The sequence below is a fragment of the Burkholderia sp. Ac-20379 genome, from assembly GCF_017104645.1.
In the GTDB taxonomy this organism is placed as follows: domain Bacteria; phylum Pseudomonadota; class Gammaproteobacteria; order Burkholderiales; family Burkholderiaceae; genus Burkholderia.
Genome location: NZ_JAAGPF010000125.1, coordinates 1 through 20,374, shown reverse-complemented (window position 1 = coordinate 20,374; position 20,374 = coordinate 1). Strand labels below are relative to the sequence as shown.

Sequence of the window (20,374 nt, the reverse complement as noted above, 5' to 3'; positions counted from 1 at the left end):
GAGGCCGTATCCGCCGGCGGCGAATTCTTCTGCAGCACCGAGCACGCGGCGCGTCACACGACGTCGGCCGGCCGCGGCGCGTGACGCAGGCGCTGCCGGCGATCGGCGAGGACGGCTGGGTGCGCGGCGCGCGCCACGCGCCGTCGCCGAACCACGAGGAACGGCCTGCGGGCGCGATCCCCTCACTGGTGGTGGTCCACAACATCAGCCTGCCGCCCGGCGAGTTCGGCGGGGAGGCGATCGAGGCGCTGTTCCAGAACCGGCTCGATTGCGATGCGCATCCCTATTTCGACGCGAACCTGCGCGGCCTGCGCGTCTCGGCCCATTTCCTGATCCGCCGCGACGGCGAACTGGTGCAGTTCGTGTCGTGCGACGCGCGGGCCTGGCACGCCGGCGTGTCGAACTTCCTCGGCCGCGAACGGTGCAACGATTTTTCGGTCGGCATCGAGCTCGAAGGCGCGGACGATCAACCGTTCGAGCCGGCGCAATACGCGACGCTCGCCACGCTGACGCGCGCGCTGGCGGCCCGTTATCCGGTCGAGGCGGTGGCCGGTCATTCGGACATCGCGCCGGGCCGCAAGACCGATCCCGGCCCGTGCTTCGATTGGCAACGCTACGCGAGCGATACCGGCCTCGGCCCCGAATCCTTTCCTTATCGTCGCTAACCGGGCAACTGTCGAACGGCTGTCGTGCACCGTTCGGCACTATGTGCCGCTGCGACGATTTCGCCTGATCCTTGCCCCGTCTACGCCTTCGCCAATGTGCTGCGCTGTCAATAGCGCGGGCCCAAATTTTCCGTTTTGAGATAGAAAGAACGTCCACTATACTTGGTGCCAGTTGACGAGTTTGTCACTAGATATAGTGTTCAAAGAGTGGGCGCCACCAAGGTCGCCCGCTTCACCGGCAGGGGGCTGCCGGCACGAATTAGCAGCGCGGCGTCCGGTCAGCCCGGCACGCCGCGGACAGCGGACACACAAGGCGGCAAGGGGCGCGATACGCATGACGAAAGCAGACGTCGGTTGTACGGTATCGCGCGGCCCGTGCCGCTTTTTCGTTGTGCCGCTCGCGCCACGCCCGGCGCATTAATCGTTCAATTCCGCGGATCTCTCCGCACCATCCAACACCAGGAGCTTTGCACATGCAAACGACCGACACCGGGACGTCCCAGTACGAGGGCGCGCAGCGCCCGCTTGGAACGGCCCCGCAGGCACCCGCACTGGCGCCGCAGGCGACGTACGCCGATTACAAGGTGATCCGCCGTAACGGCAGCGTGGTGGCGTTCGAGCCGTCGAAAATCGCGATCGCCGTGACGAAGGCGTTCCTCGCGGTGAACGGCGGCCAGGGTGCCGCGTCGGCGCGTGTGCGCGAGCTGGTCGAGCAACTGACGCAAAGCGTCGTGCGCGCGCTGGTGCGCAGCCGCCCGAACGGCGGCACGTTCCATATCGAAGACATCCAGGATCAGGTCGAACTGGCGCTGATGCGCGGCGGCGAGCACAACGTCGCGCGCGCTTACGTGCTGTATCGCGAGAAGCGTCACCTCGAGCGCGCACACACCGACGCGCCGGCTGACGCACCGGCCGGCCACGCCGGCCTGAACGTGACGGACAACGGCGTGACGCGTCCGCTCGACCTGGGCGAACTGCGTGCGCTGATCGGCGCGGCCTGCGAAGGCCTGGGCGATGCCGTCAATCCGGAGCCGATCGTCGCGGAAACGATCAAGAACCTGTACGACGGCGTGCCGCTGAGCCAGGTCTACGACTCGGCGATCCTGGCCTCCCGCACGATGATCGAAAAGGATCCGGCTTACAGCCAGGTGACGTCGCGCATCCTGCTGCACACGATCCGCCGCGAAATCCTCGGCGAGGAAGTGCTGCAAGGCGAGATGCAGGCGCGCTACGCCGAATACTTCCCGCAGTTCCTGAAGCGCGGCGTCGAAGCCGAGCTGCTCGACGACAAGCTGCTGCAGTTCGACCTGCCGCGTCTGGGCGCCGCGCTCGACGCGAGCCGCGACCTGCAGTTCGGCTATCTGGGCCTGCAGACGCTGTACGACCGCTACTTCCTGCACATCGACGGCACCCGCATCGAAATGCCGCAGGCATTCTTCATGCGCGTGGCGATGGGCCTGTCGCTGAACGAAGTCGACCGCGAAGCGCGGGCGATCGAGTTCTACAACGTGCTGTCGAGCTTCGACTTCATGAGCTCCACCCCGACGCTGTTCAATTCGGGCACGCGCCGCTCGCAGCTCTCGTCGTGCTACCTGACGACGGTCGCCGACGATCTGGACGGCATCTACGAAGCGCTGAAGGAAAACGCGCTGCTCTCGAAGTTCGCCGGCGGCCTCGGCAACGACTGGACGCGCGTGCGTGCGCTCGGTTCGCATATCAAGGGCACGAACGGCAAGTCGCAAGGCGTGGTGCCGTTCCTGAAGGTCGTCAACGACACGGCCGTCGCGGTCAACCAGGGCGGCAAGCGCAAGGGCGCGGTGTGCGCGTACCTGGAAACGTGGCACCTGGACATCGAGGAATTCCTCGAGCTGCGCAAGAACACCGGCGACGACCGCCGCCGCACCCACGACATGAACACGGCGAACTGGATTCCCGACCTGTTCATGAAGCGCGTGATGGAAGGCGCCGACTGGACGCTGTTCTCGCCGTCGACCTGCCCGGATCTGCACGACAAGTTCGGCGCCGAATTCGAAGCCGCCTATGTCGGCTACGAACAGAAGGTCGCGCGCGGCGAGCTGAAGCTGTTCAAGAAGATCCCGGCGCAGCAACTCTGGCGCAAGATGCTCGGCATGCTGTTCGAAACGGGTCACCCGTGGATCACGTTCAAGGATCCCTGCAATATCCGTTCCCCGCAGCAGCACGTCGGCGTTGTCCACTCGTCGAACCTGTGCACGGAAATCACGCTGAACACGAGCGACACCGAAATCGCGGTCTGCAACCTCGGCTCGGTCAACCTCGTCGCTCACCTGGTCAAGCAGGCGGACGGCAACTACGTGCTCGACCACGACAAGCTCAAGCGCACGATCAGCGTCGCGATGCGCATGCTCGACAACGTCATCGACATCAATTACTACGCGGTGGCGAAGGCACGTAACTCGAACCTGAAGCACCGTCCGGTCGGCATGGGCATCATGGGCTTCCAGGACTGCCTGCATCTGCTGCGCACGCCGTTCTCGTCGGACGCGGCGGTCGAGTTCGCCGATCGCTCGATGGAAGCGGTCTGCTACTACGCCTACTGGGCGTCGACCGAGCTGTCGGAAGAGCGCGGCCGCTACTCGAGCTACCGCGGCTCGCTGTGGGATCGCGGCATCCTCCCGCAGGATTCGCTGAAGCTGCTGGAAGAAGCGCGCGGCGGCTATGTGGAAGTCGACATGAGCGAATCGATGGATTGGGCGCCGCTGCGTGAGCGGATCGCCGTCCACGGCATGCGCAACTCGAACTGCATCGCGATCGCGCCGACGGCCACGATCTCGAACATCATCGGCGTCTCGCCGTGCATCGAGCCGACCTTCCAGAACCTGTTCGTGAAGTCGAACCTGTCGGGCGAATTCACGGTGGTCAACGAGTTCCTGGTGCGCGACCTGAAGGATCGCGGCCTGTGGGACGAAGTGATGGTCGCCGACCTGAAGTACTTCGACGGCATGCTGTCGCGCATCGACCGGATCCCGTCGGATCTCCGCGCCATCTACGCGACGGCGTTCGAAGTCGATCCGAAGTGGCTGGTCGAAGCGGCGTCGCGCCGTCAGAAGTGGATCGACCAGGCGCAGTCGCTCAACATCTTCATGGCCGGCGCATCGGGCAAGAAGCTCGACGAGATCTACAAGCTCGCATGGGTGCGTGGCCTGAAGACCACCTACTATCTCCGCACGATGGCGGCGACGCACGTCGAGAAGTCGACGGTGGCGCACGGCGCGCTGAACGCGGTGCCGTCCTCGGGCGGCATGAGCGGCGGCGGTGCGGCCGGCGGCGCGCAAGGCGCGGCCGGTGGTTTCGGCGCGGCAGGCGGTGCGGATGCGTCGGGTGCGGTGAACGCCGCGCCGATCGAAGCCGATGGTCCGGTCTGCACGATGCGTCCGGGCGATGCGGGCTTCGAAGAGTGCGAAGCGTGCCAGTAAGCGCGGCACGTTGAAGTGAACGCGGCGCGCATTCGACATCGAAGGTTGAACTGCGCGCCGTCGTTGACTACAAACGGATAAGGAATCCGTACTTTGGCAGTCTCGCGACACGCATCGCGAGTGCCGTGAGCGGGACGATCGAGCGACGCAGTCGCACACTCGACGATCGTCGCTCGATGTCCCGAACCCACTGCATCGCACGCGACTCATGCATCGCGATCGGTCTCATGCTGCGCGAAGTGTTGTATCGAGGTCGCAGCGCGAATCGAAAACAGGATTTTTCATGAGCGAACCCTTTTATCGCTCAGAAAAAGATGGTACAAACCGTTCTAAATTGATGGTGAGAATTTATGCTCAATTGGGATGACGAGAAGGCAGCCGTAACGCCCGCGAGTGGAGCGCAACGCGCCCCCGCCGGAATGGCTGTCGGTGTGCAGGCCGCAGCGCCTGCCGCTCATCAGGCTCCGTCGGTACGCGACATTTTCGAAGGCGACCTCGCGGTCGCACCGCACGCATCGGCGGCAGCGCTGGCGGCCGGTTCGCAAGAGCGCGTCAACATCGACGACAAGCGCATCATCAACGGCAAGACCGACGTCAATCAGTTGGTGCCGTTCAAATACAAGTGGGCGTGGGAAAAGTATCTGGCGGGTTGCGCGAACCACTGGATGCCGCAGGAAGTGAACATGTCCCGCGACATCGCGCTGTGGAAGGACCCGAACGGTCTGACCGAAGACGAGCGCCGCATCGTCAAGCGCAACCTCGGTTTCTTCGTGACGGCCGATTCGCTCGCCGCGAACAACATCGTGCTGGGCACCTATCGCCACATCACGGCGCCCGAGTGCCGGCAGTTCCTGCTGCGCCAGGCGTTCGAGGAAGCGATCCACACGCACGCCTATCAGTACATCGTCGAATCGCTCGGCCTCGATGAAGGCGAGATGTTCAACGCGTATCACGAGATCAAATCGATCCGCGACAAGGACGAGTTCCTGATTCCGTTCATCCACACGCTGACCGATCCGGCCTTCGTGACGGGCACGCCGGACGCGGATCAGAAATTGCTGAAGTCGCTGATCGTGTTCGCCTGCATCATGGAAGGCCTGTTCTTCTATGTCGGCTTCACGCAGATTCTCGCGCTGGGCCGCCAGAACAAGATGACGGGCGCCGCGGAACAGTATCAGTACATCCTGCGCGACGAGTCGATGCACTGCAACTTCGGCATCGACCTGATCAACCAGATCAAGCTCGAGAATCCGCATCTGTGGACGCAGGAGTTCCGCGCCGAGATCCGCGAACTGTTCAAGCACGCAGTCGAGCTCGAGTATCGCTACGCGGAAGATACGATGCCGCGCGGCGTGCTCGGTCTGAACGCCGGCATGTTCAAGAGCTACCTGCGCTTCATCGCGAATCGCCGCTGCCAGCAGATCGGTCTCGACGCGCTTTACCCGAACGAGGAAAACCCGTTCCCGTGGATGAGCGAGATGATCGATTTGAAGAAAGAGCGGAACTTCTTCGAGACGCGAGTGATCGAGTATCAGACGGGTGGCGCGCTGTCCTGGGAATAACCCGGGCGCGACTCCGTCAGTAGGATGTGAACCGCCGGGCGTGCACGCCCGGCGCAAGGTTTAGGAGCTGAACGCCTGATGCAAAGCGTGGCCTGCGCCGATACGGCGCTCAGATATGACAGGCACTTTGCGAACCCTTCAGTGGGCAGGGCAAACTTCCCTCCGGAAAAGACGGCAGGCCTTGGGCCTCCCGTCTTTATCAAGCGATTCGGGGCGACGGCGCGAACGGCGTCGGCTGCCCACTTGATCTGGCGCGCGGTGCCGCAGGGCACGGCGCGCCTTACCGTATTCATTAGCGTAAGCGCGAGAAGGAAGCGTACGCCGATGAATAGCCCGCTTCGTAGCGCGCGTTCGCCTATACGTCCGCGAGAAACGGGTTTTGACGAAGGGTGTTTGAACTGACTCTCATCTGAACCTGAAGGAGAACATCATGGCAGTTGCCAAGAAGAAACCGGCTGCGAAGAAAGTCGCCGCCAAGAAGGCAGCACCGGTCGCAGCGAAGAAGGCTGCTCCGGCGAAGAAGGCAGCAGTGAAGAAGGTTGCTGCGAAGAAAGTGGCAGTGAAGAAGGTTGCAGCCAAGAAGGCAGCACCGGCCGCCAAGAAGGCAGCAGTGAAGAAGGTTGCTGCGAAGAAGGTCGCGGTGAAGAAGGTTGCAGCCAAGAAGGCAGCACCGGCCGCCAAGAAGGCAGCAGTGAAGAAGGTCGCCGCCAAGAAGGCTCCGGCAGCGAAGAAGGTTGCTGCGAAGAAAGTGGCAGTGAAGAAGGTTGCAGCCAAGAAGGCAGCACCGGCCGCCAAGAAGGCAGCAGTGAAGAAGGTTGCCGCCAAGAAGGCAGCGCCGGCAGCGAAGAAGGCAGCACCGGCCGCCAAGAAGGCAGCGCCGGCAGCGAAGAAGGCTGCACCGGCCGCCAAGAAGGCAGCGCCGGTAGCGAAGAAGGCACCGGCCGCCAAGAAGGCAGCCGCGCCGGCGAAGAAGGCCGCAGCGAAGAAGGCCGCTGCAGCTCCGGCGACGACCACGGCGTCGACGGCGTCGGTGGCACCGTCCTCGGGTGCGAAGACCGCGCTGAACCCGGCAGCGGCATGGCCGTTCCCGACGGGCAGCCGTCCGTAATCGGTTTGCCGCGCGACCGTAGACCGGTTGCGCGGCGCCGATCAGCCTGAAGCAGATGATGTAGCGGGCCGATTCGTCGGTTCGATCAGATCCCGTTGCCGGTTTCGGCAGCGGGATTTTTTTATGCACGCTCGATGCTGCGATGCGCCTCGCCTCGCGCGTTTCTCGCGCCCATAAAAAAACGCATACGCGAAACGAATCGCGTATGCGTGGGATATCGCGGCGTGAGCCGCGCGCTGAGGTCTCCTCTAGTGCGTGACGCGAGTGACGCCGCCGCTCGAGAGCAGGCGGACGCGGTCACCGGCGCGGAATACTTCAGGCGTGGCGGCCTGCGTGATCGAACGCAGATCGCCGTTGTCGAGACGCACGGTGATTTCCACACCGTTCGCCGTGCTCATCCCCTGACCGATCGCATTGCCTGCCACCGCACCGGCGATGCCGCCGGCGATTGCGGTGAGGATCGACCCCCGGCCGCCGCCGATCGCGCTGCCGGCCACGGCGCCGAGTGCGCCACCGCCCAGCGTGCCGAGCGTGGAGCCGGCGCCGGTGTCGCTTTCGATGCGCACGGCGCGCACGCTTTCGATCGTGCCGAGGCGGACGGACTGCTCGCGATTCGCCTGGCTCGAGCTATAGACGTCCGCCGATCCCGGCGGCGCGAAGCAGCCCGCAAGCGACACCGAAGCGGTGATCATCGCGGCGAGCAAGAGGGTTTTCCTGGTCAGCATGGGTGGTTCTCTCCAACAAATCTTATTCGATACTGTAGCCGAACGCGGTCTGGAAGCGGGACAGGATTTCCGCGCGGCTCAGCGTGTAGCTCTGCGGGCCCGGGTGAGCGATCTTGATCGACCCCATGAGGCTCGCGAGGCGGCCGGTGGTGGCCCAATCCAGACCCTTCTCGATGCCGTACAGCAGGCCGCCGCGGAAGGCGTCGCCGCAACCGGTCGGATCGACGATCTGCTCGGCCTTCACGACCGGGATCTGCTCGGTGCCTTCGCGGTGACGGATCGTGGCGCCGTGTTCGCCGCGCGTGATGATCAGGGCCTGGACCCGGCTCGCGATCTCGTCTTCCGACCAGCCCGTCTTGTCGCTCACCAGTTTGGCTTCGTAATCGTTGACCGCCAGATAGGTGGCAAGTTCAATGCTGCGACGCAGCGTATCGCGGTCGAACAGCGGCAGGCCTTGACCCGGATCGAAGATGAACGGCACGCCCGCCTTGGCCAGCTCCTCGACGTGCTGAACCATGCCCTGGAAACCGTCCGGGCCGACGATCGCAAGCGAGATGTCGCGCGCTTCGCCGGCGTGGTTCAGGTGCGACTGCATCATCGCGCCCGGGTGGAAGGCGGCGATCTGGTTGTTGTCGAGATCGGTGGTGATCATCGCCTGCGCCGAGTGCGCATCGGGCACCACGCGCACGTAGTCGCGCGACAGGCCGAGCGCATCGAAGCGGTCGAGATAGAGCTGGGCGTCGACGGCGCCGATCGTGCCCATCACGCGCGCATCGCCGCCGAGCGCGTGCAGCGCGTAGCCGATGTTGCCGGCGCAGCCGCCGAACTCGCGGCGCATGGTGGGCACCAGGAAGCTCAGATTGATGAGGTGGACCTGGTCGGGCAGGATGTGCTCCCGGAAGCGCCCTTCGAAGGTCATGATGTTGTCGTAGGCGATCGAACCGCAAATCAGGGTAGCCAAGGTCGTTCCTGTTCAGAAGGGAAGGCGGCGAGATGGAAGAAAACAGCGCGCATCGCCAAGCCGGAACGATGCGCGCGAGGGCAATGCGGAACCGCTTACTTCAGTGCGGCGAGGGCGGCGTCGTAGTTCGGCTCGTCCTTGATTTCGCCGACCAGCTCCGTGTAGACGACCTTGTCGTTCGCATCGATGACCACCACCGCGCGTGCGGTCAGGCCGTTCAGCGGGCCGCTCGTGACGTCGACGCCGTACGCGTTCGCGAACTCGCGGCCGCCGCGGAACGTCGAGGCCGTCGACACGTTTTCGAGGCCTTCGGTCGTGCAGAAGCGCTTGGCGGCGAACGGCAGGTCGCCCGACACGACCACCACGGCCGTATCCGCCAGCTTGCCGGCCGCTTCGTTGAACTTGCGCGTCGAGGTGGCGCAGGTCGGCGTGTCGAGGCTCGGCACGATGTTCAGCACCTTGCGCTTGCCGGCGAAGCTCGCGAGCGACAGCTCGCCGAGATCCTGGCCAACCAGCTTGAAGTCGGGGGCTTGCGCGCCGACCGTCGGGAACGCGCCGGCGAGTTCGATCGGGTTGCCGCCCAGGGTGACTTTGCTCATTTCGTACTCCGGAGAGAGGGCGTCATGCGACGCCGAGGTTGAGGCCGGCGCGCCCGATGCGGGGCGCCGTGCGCTTACGGATAGAAGATCTGGACGCGGAAATTCGATGCCGCGATGCCGGGCGCGCCGTCTGCGGCGCCCGGTGCGGTATCGATCCGAACATACATGGTTTCGGTGGCGCCTGCCGGCAGGCCCGCGCCGACCGGCGTGCCCGGCCGGACGTAATCGGCGGGCGCCAGCACGCGCCGCGCGGCCACCTGGTTCGATGCATCGAGCAGCGTCAGCTCGATCGACGGATAGGCGATCGCGATCGCGGCATGGTTCGCCAGCGGCACCTTCAGTTCGAGCACGCGCGGGCCGTCGAGTTGGCGCAGATCCGACGCGCCGAGCTGCAGCCCGTCGATGGCGCGCGGCGGCTCGACGTTGCAGCCGAACGCCGAGCAGGCCTGCGCGAACAGCGGCTGGCTGGCCGGCCAGTGCGCGACCAGCGGCTCGCGGCACCACCAGGCGATCTGGCCCGCCAGCACCACGATCAGCAGCCCGTCGACGAAGCCGCCGAACACGCGCCAGCCGAAGCCGCCGCGTGCATTGGCCGGCGATTCGCGCGTCATCGCGAAATGGACGCGGCCGTCGGCGGCCGGTTCGGTGGCGAACGGCTCGGCGTCGGGCGGCGCGGCGCGCGGCGGCAGGTGGACGCGGACGTGATCGTCGGCTTCGACGGGATGCAGGGGATCGTCGGTATCGACGAGCGGGAACGGGGCGGCGGCGAAACCGAGCGACGGCTCGGCCGCGTCGCGCGGCACCGCGGCGATGGCCGGCGCCGTATCCGCGGCAGCGACGGCAGTGTCATGCGCCTCGGCCTCGATGGCGGCCGGCTGGCCGTGCGCGGGCCGCGTCATCGCGCCGCGCATCAGGCCGGCCTGGTTGGCCGGGGCTTCGAGGCGGGAGGCCGATTCGATCGGCACGAGCGGCTCGGTGCCGGTGTTGCCGCCGTGATGGCGCAGCGCCGGATCGATGCCGCCGTCGAGCCAGGGCGCCCACATGTCCCAGTCGCCGGGCGTGAAGTTGCCTTCGGCGGGTTGTTCGGGGGTGGCGCGCGGCAAGGTGGCCGAGAACACGCGCGGCGGCTGCGGCGGCGCGCCCGCCGTGGCGGGCTGCGGCTCGACGATGGCGGGCGCGAGTTCGGGATCGGGTTCGACGAGCGAATTCGCCGCGTCGAAGACTTGCTGGCAGTGCCCGCAACGCGCGAGCCCGCCGTGCAGCTTCAGATGTTCCGGCTGGATCCGGAACACGGTTTCACAGTGAGGGCAGCGCGTCGCGAGTGGCATGGTCAGCCGGGCAGCGGGGCCGGAGTGAAGGACAGCGCTATTCTAATGGCTTTCGCGCCGGGTTCCGGCGAGGCACACCCAACCTTCGTGTTCGCGCCAGACCGAAATGTCGACATAGCGCGCATACACGCTCGCCACTTCGTCAGCTTGACGCGCCAGCACGCCCGACAGCGCGATGCGGCCGCCCGGCTTGACCTTCGACGCGAGCATCGACGCCATCAGCTTGAGCGGGTTCGACAGGATGTTGGCCACCACGATATCGAATTCGCCGGCCGGGCAATCGTCGGGCAGGCCGTAGACGACTTCCGCGCGATTGCGCTCGCTGTTGTGGCGCGCCGATTCGACCGCTTGCGGATCGATGTCGATGCCGGTCACGTCGCCCGCGCCGCACTTCTTGGCGAGAATCGCGAGAATGCCGGAGCCGCAGCCGTAATCGAGCACCGACTGGCCGGCTTGCACGGTCTGTTCGAGCCATTCCATGCAGAGCCGCGTGGTGGGATGGCTGCCCGTGCCGAACGCGAGGCCCGGGTCGAGCTCCAGCACCAGCGCGTCGGGATCGGGCGCGTCGTGCCACGACGGCACCACCCAGATCCGTTCGCCGATCGGAATCGGATCGAACTGCGATTGCGTGACGCGCACCCAGTCCTGCTCCTCGACCTCGCGCACGCTGAACGCGGGCGCGGCGCCGAGGCCGATTTCATTCGCGGCGGCCGCCAGCAGCACGGCCGGATCGGCCGCCTCGGCCAGCAGCGCGATCACGCGCGAATGTTGCCAGGCGGTGCGCTCGGGCGTGAGACCGGGCTCGCCGAACAGCGGCTGCTCGTCGGGCGTGTCGGCATCGGCATCCTCGACGGACACCGACAGCGCGCCCAGTTCGATCAGCGCATCCGACAGCGCTTCCGCATGTTCGCGCGCCAGTTCGACGACGAGTTCCCGGTAGCTCATGCTCAGGCCTCGTCCTTCGCGGCCTGCTTCGCGGCGAGCCGGGCTTCGAGGTAATGGATGCTGGTGCCGCCTTCGACGAACTTCGAATCGAGCATCAGCTCGCGGTGCAGCGGGATGTTCGTCTGGATGCCTTCGACGACCATTTCCGACAGCGCGATGCGCATGCGCGCCATCGCCTGCTCGCGCGTCGCGCCGTAGGCGATCAGCTTGCCGATCATCGAATCGTAGTTCGGCGGCACGAAATAGCCGTTGTAGACGTGCGAATCGACGCGGATGCCGGGGCCGCCCGGCGTGTGCCACGACGTGATCCGGCCCGGCGACGGCGTGAACTTGAACGGATCTTCCGCGTTCACGCGGCATTCGATCGCGTGGCCGCGGAACTGGATGTCGCGCTGGCGCAGCGCGAGCTTCTCGCCGGCCGCGATCTTGATCTGTTCCTGCACGATGTCGACGCCCGTGATCAGCTCCGTGACCGGATGCTCGACCTGCACGCGCGTGTTCATCTCGATGAAGTAGAACTCGTTGTTCTCGTACAGGAACTCGAACGTGCCCGCGCCGAGGTAGCCCATCTTCTTGCAGGCGTCGGCGCAGCGGTCGCCGATGCGATCGATCAGGCGGCGCGCGATGCCCGGCGCCGGCGCTTCCTCGATCACCTTCTGGTGGCGGCGCTGCATCGAGCAGTCGCGTTCGCCGAGCCAGAGCGCGTTCTTGTGCGAATCGGCCAGCACCTGGATTTCGATGTGGCGCGGATTCTCGAGGTACTTCTCCATGTACACCTGCGGGTTGCCGAACGCACGGCCGGCTTCCTCGCGGGTCATGTTGACCGCGTTGACGAGCGCCGCTTCCGTGTGGACGACCCGCATGCCGCGGCCGCCGCCGCCGCCCGCGGCCTTGATGATGACCGGGTAGCCGACCGCGCGCGCGATCTTGACGATTTCCTTCGGATCTTCCGGCAGCGCGCCTTCCGAACCCGGCACGCATGGCACGCCGGTGCGGATCATCGTCTGCTTCGCGGTGACCTTGTCGCCCATCATGCGGATCGTGTCCGGACGCGGGCCGATGAAGGTGAAGCCCGATTGCTCGACGCGCTCGGCGAAGTCGGCGTTCTCGGACAGGAAGCCGTAGCCGGGGTGGATCGCTTGCGCGTCGGTCACCTCGGCCGCGCTGATCAGCGCGGGCATGTTCAGGTAGCTGAGGTTCGACGGAGCCGGGCCGATACAGACCGCTTCGTCGGCCAGCTTCACGTACTTGGCTTCCTTGTCGGCTTCCGAGTACACCACGACCGTCTTGACGCCGAGTTCGCGGCACGCGCGCTGGATGCGCAAGGCGATTTCGCCGCGATTGGCGATGAGGATTTTTTCAAACATAGCGGATATTCGTCTTTCCGGTAGCGCGCTCTGGCGCGGGGCGGCGCGCTCGGCCTTAGCCGATCACGTACAGCGGCTGGCCGTATTCGACCGCCTGGCCGTTCTCGACGAGGATTTCCTTGATGATGCCCGACTTGTCGGACTCGATCTCGTTGAGCAGCTTCATCGCTTCGATGATGCACAGCGTCTGGCCTTCCTTGACCGTGTCGCCCACCTGGACGAACGGATCGGCGCCCGGCGACGGTGCGCGGTAGAACGTGCCGACCATCGGCGACGTGACGACGTGGCCTTGCGGCGCGGCGGCAGCCGGCGTGGCGGCCGGTGCGGCAGCGGCTTCGCCGCCGAAGTTCACGGCCGGCGCGGCTGCGCTGGCTTGCGGCGCGTAGCCGGGGGCGGGCTGCACGTAGACGGGCGGCGCGTTCTTGACGATACGCACCTTGCCTTCGCCTTCCGTGACTTCCAGCTCGGAGATGCCGGATTCGGAGACGAGGTCGATCAGGGTTTTCAGCTTGCGAAGGTCCATCGGGTATTCCCCTTGTCTAGTCGTGAAGCGCCGGTCGTGCCGGCTGCGATTCGGATTCTTGAAACTGCTCAGCCGCGCGGCGCGCCCTGCAGCGTGTCGAGCGCGTGCTCGAGCGCATACAGGTAGCCCTTCCAGCCGAGGCCGCAGATCACGCCTTCGGCCTGATCGGAGAAGTACGAGTGATGCCGGAACGCCTCGCGCCGATGCACGTTCGACAGATGCACCTCGACGAACGGAATGGCGACGCCGGCCAGCGCGTCGCGGATCGCGACGCTCGTATGCGTGTAGGCCGCCGGGTTGATCACGATGAAATCGGTCTTTTCGTCCCGGGCGGCGTGGATGCGATCCACCAGCGCGCCTTCGTGATTGCTCTGGAACGAGCTCAGCTCGGCGCCGGCCTCGGCTGCGCGCGCGGCCAGCGCCCGGTCGATCTCGGCCAGCGTGACGCGCCCGTAGACCCCCGGTTCCCGGGTGCCGAGAAGATTGAGGTTGGGGCCGTGCAGTACCAGCAATCGTGTCATGGTCGCTTCAATTTCTGCGGAATTGGGCGCACTTTATCGCCGTTTCGAGAAATTTGTCCAGTTTTGCCGTGAGGCAGGCGCGTTCCGGGCAGGCCGAGTTGCCTGCCGTAGCGCGAAGTTCACGATATTTTTCGCCAATCTGCCGCGAACCGGAGGTCAACCGCCGGCAACGCGCGATACGAAAAGCTTTGCGCTCAGAGCGTGTCGAGCGTCTTCTTGAGCTGGCTCGGCTCGATTTCGCCCAATTTTGTCATGCGTACCCGGCCGTTCGCATCAATTACGACCGTAAACGGCAGCGCGCCGGCCGAGTTGCCGAAATTCCGGGCCAGATCCGCGCCGGCGTATCCGCTGACGAATACCGGGTAGTCCACCTTCACTTTCTGCAGGAACGCCTGGACGTTCTTGTCCGAATCGACGGCCACGCCGACGAAGCGGATGCCCTTCTCTTTATAGGCGTGCGAGAGCTGCACCAGCTCCGGCATTTCCTTCACGCACGGGCCGCACCACGACGCCCAGAAGTTCACGACGACCTTCTGGCCCTTGAAGGCGGCCAGCGATTGCGGCTTGCCGGCGTCGTCGGTGACCGATGCGGCCCACAGCACGGCGACCGGGTCGGCCTTGGCGGTGGCCGCCTCGGCGGCGTTCTCGAACATGTCGCCACGCATCCAGTGGCCGGCGGCGAGACCGCCGGCGACCGCGACGGCCGCCACCACGGCGACGGGGAGGTATCGTTTACTGTTCATCTTCGGATCGGATCGGAGTGGAAAGGGCGGCCGGCGCGTCGAGCAGCGCGCGCAGGGCCGCGGCGTCGGCGCGATTCAACCGGCCGCGCGCATCGGCGCGCACCGCGCCGCGCAGATCGTCGGCGTCGTAGAGCGCCACGTGGATCCCGATCGGGTCGGGATCGCGGCGCTCGCGCCAGAGAAAGCTCAGGGTTTCGACGTCGCCGCGCCCGGCGAAATGCCGCGTTTCGGACACGTCGTACTGGATGTTCTGGTTCAGCAGATAGATCGCGACTTCCTTCTGGCTGTCGGAAAACGTCTGCAGATGGATGTCGGAGTGCGCGTTGGCGGTGCCGTTCAGCACGGCGCCGGCCACGTAGGGCGCGAACGGCGCGAGCCGCTCCATCCAGTCGAGCGCCACGCGCCGCAGCCGCGCCAACTCGGCCGGCTGTGTTTCCGACTGGAACAGCGCCATGTATTCGTGCAGCTCGGCCTCGATCATGTCGTTGTCGGGCAGCCATTCGCCGGCGATCCGGGTGTCGCCGAGCAACTGGCGGGCGGCCTTGCGTTTCGCGGCGGCGTAATCGAGCCCGTCCTCGGCGATGAGGCGGGCGGCGGCGAGCGCGATTTCCTCGCGAACGCGACGCGGGTCGAGCAGGGAGTTTCGAGGCATGGTGCGCCAATCATACTCGATCGGCCGAACCGCGCCGCGCGCGCCCGGCCGACGCGGCGGGGCAGGCGGCTCGGTTACAATGGCAGCCTTTCTCCGGCTGCCGGCCGGCGCGATCCTCGCGGCACGGCGCGGCCCGCCGGTTTCGATTCGCGACTTCGCATGGCGCCCGCGCGGCGCGACAGCTCTCTCTATGCATATCCACATTCTTGGCATCTGCGGCACGTTCATGGGCGGTCTCGCCGTGCTCGCCCGCGAGGCGGGCCATACCGTGACCGGATGCGACGCGGGCGTCTATCCGCCGATGAGCACCCAGCTCGAAGCGCAGGGTATACAACTGATCGAAGGCTACGGCGCCGAGCAAGTCGATCTGGCGCCCGATCTGTTCGTGATCGGCAACGTCGTGTCGCGCGGCAATCCGCTGATGGAAGCGATCCTCGATCGCGGCCTGCCGTATACGTCCGGCCCGCAATGGCTCGGCGAGCACGTGCTGGCGGACAAATGGGTGCTGGCCGTGGCCGGCACGCACGGCAAGACCACCACCAGCTCGATGCTGGCCTGGCTGCTCGAGGATTCGGGCCTGAACCCGGGCTTCCTGATCGGCGGCGTGCCGCTGAACTTCGGCGTGTCGGCGCGGCTGACCGATTCGAGCTTCTTCGTGATCGAGGCCGACGAGTACGACACCGCGTTCTTCGACAAGCGCTCCAAGTTCGTCCATTACCGGCCCCGCACCGCGGTGCTGAACAACCTCGAATTCGATCACGCCGACATCTTCCCCGACCTCGCCGCGATCGAAACCCAATTCCACCATCTCGTGCGTACCGTGCCGGGCGTTGGCCGGATCGTGTCGAACGGCCGCGAGGCCGCGCTCGACCGCGTGCTGGCGCGCGGCTGCTGGAGCGACGTCGAGCGCTTCGGCGTGGAAGGCGGCTGGCAGGCGCTGCCGGCCGAGGACGGCGTGCCCGTCGACGAGCGCTTCGCCGTGTACTGGCGCGGCGAGCGGATGGGCGAAGTCGAATGGACGGTGCAGGGCGAGCACAACCGCCAGAACGCGCTGGCGGCGATCGCGGCCGCGCGCTCGGTCGGCGTGCCGCCGGCCCAGGCGGCACGCTCGTTCGCGGCGTTCCGCAACGTCAAGCGGCGCATGGAAATTCGCGGCAGCGTGGACGGCGTGACCGTCTACGACGATTTTGCGCACCACCCGACCGCCATCGATACGACGATCGCCGGCCTGCGCGCACGGATCGGTCGCGATCGCACCCGCATCCTCGCGGTGCTCGAGCCGCGCTCGAACACCATGAAGCTCGGCACCATGAAGGCGCAGCTGCCGGGCAGCCTGGCTGACGCCGACCTCGTGTTCGGCTACGGCGCGGCGTCGGGCCGCGACGCGCTCGGCTGGAGCCTGGCCGAGGCGCTGGCGCCGCTCGGCGAGCGCGCGCAGGCGTTCGACGATCTCAACGCGCTGGTCAAGGCCGTCGCGGCCGCCGCGCGGCCGGGCGACCAGATCCTCGTGATGAGCAACGGCGGCTTCGGCGGCGTGCACCAGAAGCTGCTCGACGCGCTGTCCGCACGGAGCGGCGCGTGATTCTGTATCTGCACGGGTTCCGGTCGTCGCCGCAGTCGTTCAAGTCGCAACTGCTCGCGGCGCGCATGGCCGAACTCGGCCGCGCCGGCGAATGGCGCTGCCCGGCGCTGTCGGTGTCGCCGCTCGAAGCGGTGGCGCTGGCCGAAGCCGAGGTGGCCGGCGCGGCGCCCGACACGGTCACCGTGATCGGCAGCTCGCTGGGCGGCTACTACGCCACCTGGCTGGCCGAAAAGCACGGCTGGCGCGCGGTGCTGCTCAATCCGGCCACGCTGCCGCAGCGCGACCTGATGCGTCATCTGGGCGAACAGCCGCTCTGGCACGGCGGCGGCAGCATCGTCGTCGAGCCGCGCCATCTGGGCGAACTCGACGCGCTGAGCGTGCGCGCCGTGACGCGCCCGGAACGCTACTATCTGATCGCCGCGAAGGGCGACGAAGTGCTCGACTATCGCGAGATGCTCGCGCACTATCCGGGCGCGCGCACCCGTCTCATCGACGGCAGCGACCACGGCATCAGCGAGTTCGCCGATTACGCCGACGAGGTGCTGGCGTTCTGCGACGCGCCGCGAACGCCCTAGCCGGGCCCCAGGGGCCGGCAACCGAATTCAATCCAAGCTGGACGAGGCGCCGCCGGGCGGCGCCGCACAGTCTCAACGAGAGTTAAGCGAGTGAACGTTTTTTTCGAGGAATCGGGCAGTTTCAAGGCCGGCAGCGTGCTGTCGCGCCAGGGCGATGCATTCCAGGTCGAGCTGCCGGGCGGGCGGCGCGCCAAGGTGCGCGCCAAGGACGTACTGATCGAATTCGACAAGCCGGCGGCCGGCGAACTGATGCAGCAGGCCGATGCGGCCGCGCAGGAAATCGATCTCGACTTCCTGTGGGAATGCGCGCCGAATGAGGAATTCGCCTACGCCACGCTGGCCGACGAGTATTTCGGCAGCGGCTACGGCCCCGTGGAGCGCGCGGCGCTGGTGCTGCGCATGCACGGCTCGCCCGTGTATTTCCGCCGCAAGGGGCGCGGCCAGTATCAGCGCGCGCCCGAGGAGCAACTGAAGATGGCGCTCGCCGGGCTCGAGCGCAAGCGTCAGCAGGCGCTGGTGCAGGCCGGCTACGAAGAGGAGCTGAAGGCGGGCAAGCTGCCGGCCTCGTTCGAGGGCAAGGCGCTGAACCTGCTCACGCGCCCCGACAAGAATTCGATCGAATACAAGGCGCTCGATGCCGCGGCGATCGCGCTCGGCGTGTCGCAGGCGCGCCTGATGCTCGATTGCGGCGGCGTGGCGTCGCCGCGCGCGCTGCACGAGGCGCGCTTCCTGGCCGAACACTTCCCGCACGGCACCGGTTTCCCGCCCGTCACGGTGGGCGCGCTGCCGGACGACCTGCCGCGCGCGAACGTCGAGGCGTTCTCGATCGACGACGTGACCACCACCGAAATCGACGATGCGTTCTCGGTCGAGCATCTGCCCGAGAACCGCGTGCGCGTTGGCGTGCACATCGCTGCGCCGGCGCTCGGCATCACGCGTGGCGACGCGATCGACGCGATCGCGCGCGCGCGGCTGTCGACCGTCTACATGCCCGGCGACAAGATCACGATGCTGCCCGACGACGTGGTGGAGGTGTTCACGCTGAAGGAAGGCGGCTTCCGCCCGGCGCTGTCGCTGTACATCATCGTCGACCGCGAAACGCAGGACATCGTCGCGAACGAAACGCGCGCCGAATATGTGTTCGTGAAGAGCAACCTGCGCCACAACACGCTCGACGAGCTGGTCAACGAGGACACGCTCGCGGCCGGCAGCGGCGAATATCCCCACAAGGACGACATCGCGGTGCTGTGGCCGCTCGCGCAGGCGCTGTTCGAGAAGCGCCAGGTGGCGCGCGCCGGCTACGGCCTGAAGCGCGAGGTGCAGCGCAACACCGATTACAACTTCTATGTGGAAGGCGAGCACATCTCGATCACGCCGCGGCGTCGCGGTTCGCCGCTCGACCTGATCGTGTCGGAGCTGGCGATCCTGTCGAATTCGACGTGGGGCGCGTTCCTGCACGATCACACGGTGCCCGGCATCTACCGTTCGCAGCGCGCGCTCGGCGTGCCGACCGGCCCGAAGCGCACCCGCATGCAGACTTCCGCCGCGCCGCACGAAGGCCTGGGCGTCGCGCAGTACGCGTGGAGCACCTCGCCGCTGCGCCGCTACGTCGACCTGGTCAACCAGTGGCAACTGCTGGCGTGCGTCCAGCACGGCGTGACGGCCAAGCTGGCCGCGCCGTTCAAGCCGAAGGACGCCGATCTGTACGCGGTCGTGCAGGGCTTCGACGATACATATACGGCCTATGCCGATCATCAGCGCCGCATGGAGTATTTCTGGTGCCTGCGCTGGCTGCGCCAGGAAAACCGCCGGCAGGTGGTGGCGGCGGTGGTGAAGGGCGATCTGGTGCGGCTCGAGGAAATCCCGCTGCTGCTACATGTGCCGGGGCTCGGCGTGCATGCGCGCGGCACGCGCGTGCTGCTCGACGTGATGTCGATCGACGAGCTGACGATCGAGGCGTCGGTGCGCCTGCTCAACGTGCTCGACGCGCCGGTCGTCGCGAGCGGCGAAGCGGCCGAGGAAGAGGACGGCGCCGAGGAAACGGCCGGCGACGACACGCTCGTCGACGCCGCCGACGATTCGGCCGAAAGCGAGGCCGAGGCGCTGGCCGAAGCTGGCGAGACGGCCGGCGCAGAGGCCGCGCCGGAAGCAGAAAAAACGGAACAGACCGGCCAGGCGGCCGGCGACGAGGAGACGAAATGAGCGAGCGCGACCCCTATGTCGTGATCGGCAACCCGGTGGCGCACAGCAAGTCGCCGGCGATCCATGCGGCGTTCGCCGCGCAGACGGGCGAGGCCGTGGCTTACGCGCACCGCCTCGCGCCGCTCGACGGCTTCGAGGCGTCGGTGCGCGAATTCATCGCGGCCGGCGGGCGCGGCGCCAACGTCACGGTGCCGTTCAAGCTCGAGGCGCATGCGCTGGCCGATACGCTGTCGCCGCGCGCGGCCGCGGCCGGCGCGGTCAATACGCTGCGTTTCGATGCCGACGGCGGCATTTACGGCGACAACACCGATGGCGTCGGCCTCGTGCGCGACATCGAGCGGAACCTGGGCGTGTCGCTGACCGGCGCGCGCATTCTGCTGCTCGGCGCGGGCGGCGCGGCGCGCGGCGTGGTGCTGCCGATGCTCGACCGCTCGCCGCTGTCGATCACCATCGTCAACCGCACCGCGAGCAAGGCCGAGGATCTCGTCAGCCAGTTCATGCAGGCGGCCCACGACGCCGGCTGCGCGCTGGCGGGCGGCAGCGCGGCGATCGTCGAGCGTCGTCCGTACGACGTGATTGTCAACGCCACGGCGGGCAGCCTCGACGCCGCCTTGCCCGAGTGCGACACGGCCGCGTTCGGCGCCGGCACGCTCGCCTACGACATGATGTACAGCGCCCAGCCGACCGTCTTCATGCGGCACGCGGCCTCGTTCGGCGCGCGTTCGGCCGACGGCCTCGGCATGCTGGTCGAGCAGGCCGTCGAGGCGTTTTACGTCTGGCGCGGCGTGCGGCCCGACGGCGCGCCGGTGCTGGCCGCGCTGCGCGACGCGCTCGTCGCGGCGGCCTGAGCGCCGCGTTTCG

Annotated in this window: 19 protein-coding genes; 9 read left to right on the top strand and 10 right to left on the bottom strand. The window is 66.8% G+C overall.

From position 1 onward, the window contains the following. The first annotated feature begins 80 nt into the window (after nucleotides 1-80). The 5 genes from ampD (at nucleotide 81) to G3N92_RS17475 (ending at nucleotide 6,790) form a co-directional block, all read left to right on the top strand. Nucleotides 81-665, top strand: coding sequence for a 1,6-anhydro-N-acetylmuramyl-L-alanine amidase AmpD (gene ampD, locus G3N92_RS17490; RefSeq protein ID WP_206128796.1), 585 nt, complete (start codon nucleotides 81-83; stop codon nucleotides 663-665). 473 nt (nucleotides 666-1,138) lie between these two features. Further along, a complete protein-coding gene (locus G3N92_RS17485; RefSeq protein WP_206128795.1) occupies nucleotides 1,139-4,120 on the top strand; it encodes a ribonucleoside-diphosphate reductase subunit alpha in 2,982 nt (993 codons plus the stop codon). 350 nt (nucleotides 4,121-4,470) lie between these two features. After that, nucleotides 4,471-5,682 (top strand): ribonucleotide-diphosphate reductase subunit beta, encoded by a 1,212-nt coding sequence (locus G3N92_RS17480; RefSeq protein ID WP_206128794.1) that lies wholly within the window; start codon nucleotides 4,471-4,473, stop codon nucleotides 5,680-5,682. 78 nt (nucleotides 5,683-5,760) lie between these two features. Next, nucleotides 5,761-6,084, top strand: a complete 324-nt coding sequence (locus G3N92_RS35000; RefSeq protein ID WP_241014846.1) for a hypothetical protein — start codon at nucleotides 5,761-5,763, stop codon at nucleotides 6,082-6,084. A gap of 28 nt (nucleotides 6,085-6,112) precedes the next feature. Then, nucleotides 6,113-6,790 (top strand): histone H1-like repetitive region-containing protein, encoded by a 678-nt coding sequence (locus G3N92_RS17475; protein WP_206128793.1) that lies wholly within the window; start codon nucleotides 6,113-6,115, stop codon nucleotides 6,788-6,790. Nucleotides 6,791-7,038: 248 nt separating this feature from the next. Here G3N92_RS17475 and G3N92_RS17470 read toward each other — a convergent pair whose 3' ends face one another. The 10 genes from G3N92_RS17470 to G3N92_RS17425 all read right to left on the bottom strand — a co-directional run bounded on the left by G3N92_RS17470 (nucleotide 7,039) and on the right by G3N92_RS17425 (nucleotide 15,154). Continuing rightward, a complete protein-coding gene (locus G3N92_RS17470) occupies nucleotides 7,039-7,515 on the bottom strand; it encodes a glycine zipper 2TM domain-containing protein (protein WP_206128792.1) in 477 nt (158 codons plus the stop codon). Nucleotides 7,516-7,537: 22 nt separating this feature from the next. Next, nucleotides 7,538-8,476 carry a carbohydrate kinase family protein gene (locus G3N92_RS17465; RefSeq protein ID WP_206128791.1) on the bottom strand — a complete coding sequence of 313 codons (939 nt, stop codon included), beginning with the start codon at nucleotides 8,474-8,476 and terminating at the stop codon, nucleotides 7,538-7,540. A gap of 95 nt (nucleotides 8,477-8,571) precedes the next feature. Beyond that, a complete protein-coding gene (tpx, locus tag G3N92_RS17460) occupies nucleotides 8,572-9,075 on the bottom strand; it encodes a thiol peroxidase (protein ID WP_206128790.1) in 504 nt (167 codons plus the stop codon). Between the two features lie 74 nt (nucleotides 9,076-9,149). Continuing rightward, nucleotides 9,150-10,403 carry a zinc-ribbon and DUF3426 domain-containing protein gene (locus G3N92_RS17455; protein WP_206128789.1) on the bottom strand — a complete coding sequence of 418 codons (1,254 nt, stop codon included), beginning with the start codon at nucleotides 10,401-10,403 and terminating at the stop codon, nucleotides 9,150-9,152. Between the two features lie 42 nt (nucleotides 10,404-10,445). Then, nucleotides 10,446-11,348, bottom strand: coding sequence for a 50S ribosomal protein L11 methyltransferase (gene prmA / locus G3N92_RS17450; RefSeq protein WP_206128788.1), 903 nt, complete (start codon nucleotides 11,346-11,348; stop codon nucleotides 10,446-10,448). Between the two features lie 2 nt (nucleotides 11,349-11,350). After that, nucleotides 11,351-12,715, bottom strand: coding sequence for an acetyl-CoA carboxylase biotin carboxylase subunit (gene accC, locus G3N92_RS17445; RefSeq protein ID WP_206128787.1), 1,365 nt, complete (start codon nucleotides 12,713-12,715; stop codon nucleotides 11,351-11,353). Between the two features lie 55 nt (nucleotides 12,716-12,770). Next, on the bottom strand, nucleotides 12,771-13,238 hold the full coding sequence (gene accB, locus G3N92_RS17440) for an acetyl-CoA carboxylase biotin carboxyl carrier protein (RefSeq protein WP_206128786.1): 468 nt from the start codon (nucleotides 13,236-13,238) through the stop codon (nucleotides 12,771-12,773). Between the two features lie 68 nt (nucleotides 13,239-13,306). Next, nucleotides 13,307-13,759: a type II 3-dehydroquinate dehydratase gene (gene aroQ, locus G3N92_RS17435; RefSeq protein ID WP_206128785.1), complete on the bottom strand. Its 453-nt coding sequence runs from the start codon at nucleotides 13,757-13,759 to the stop codon at nucleotides 13,307-13,309. A gap of 194 nt (nucleotides 13,760-13,953) precedes the next feature. Beyond that, entirely contained in the window at nucleotides 13,954-14,502 is a 549-nt protein-coding gene (locus G3N92_RS17430; RefSeq protein WP_206128784.1) for a TlpA disulfide reductase family protein, read from the bottom strand. Continuing rightward, nucleotides 14,492-15,154, bottom strand: a complete 663-nt coding sequence (locus G3N92_RS17425) for a UDP-N-acetylmuramate--alanine ligase (protein WP_206128783.1) — start codon at nucleotides 15,152-15,154, stop codon at nucleotides 14,492-14,494. The genes G3N92_RS17430 and G3N92_RS17425 overlap by 11 nt, the downstream gene beginning before the upstream one ends. Nucleotides 15,155-15,344: 190 nt before the next feature. Here G3N92_RS17425 and mpl point away from each other — a divergent pair, with 190 nt between their 5' ends. The 4 genes from mpl (at nucleotide 15,345) to aroE (ending at nucleotide 20,361) form a co-directional block, all read left to right on the top strand. After that, nucleotides 15,345-16,736: a UDP-N-acetylmuramate:L-alanyl-gamma-D-glutamyl-meso-diaminopimelate ligase gene (mpl, locus tag G3N92_RS17420; protein WP_206128782.1), complete on the top strand. Its 1,392-nt coding sequence runs from the start codon at nucleotides 15,345-15,347 to the stop codon at nucleotides 16,734-16,736. Next, a complete protein-coding gene (locus tag G3N92_RS17415) occupies nucleotides 16,733-17,311 on the top strand; it encodes a YqiA/YcfP family alpha/beta fold hydrolase (RefSeq protein ID WP_206128781.1) in 579 nt (192 codons plus the stop codon). The genes mpl and G3N92_RS17415 overlap by 4 nt, the downstream gene beginning before the upstream one ends. 90 nt (nucleotides 17,312-17,401) lie before the next feature. After that, on the top strand, nucleotides 17,402-19,513 hold the full coding sequence (locus G3N92_RS17410; protein WP_206128780.1) for an RNB domain-containing ribonuclease: 2,112 nt from the start codon (nucleotides 17,402-17,404) through the stop codon (nucleotides 19,511-19,513). Continuing rightward, on the top strand, nucleotides 19,510-20,361 hold the full coding sequence (gene aroE, locus G3N92_RS17405; protein WP_206128779.1) for a shikimate dehydrogenase: 852 nt from the start codon (nucleotides 19,510-19,512) through the stop codon (nucleotides 20,359-20,361). Before G3N92_RS17410 ends, aroE begins: the two co-directional genes overlap by 4 nt. Nucleotides 20,362-20,374 lie beyond the last annotated feature (13 nt).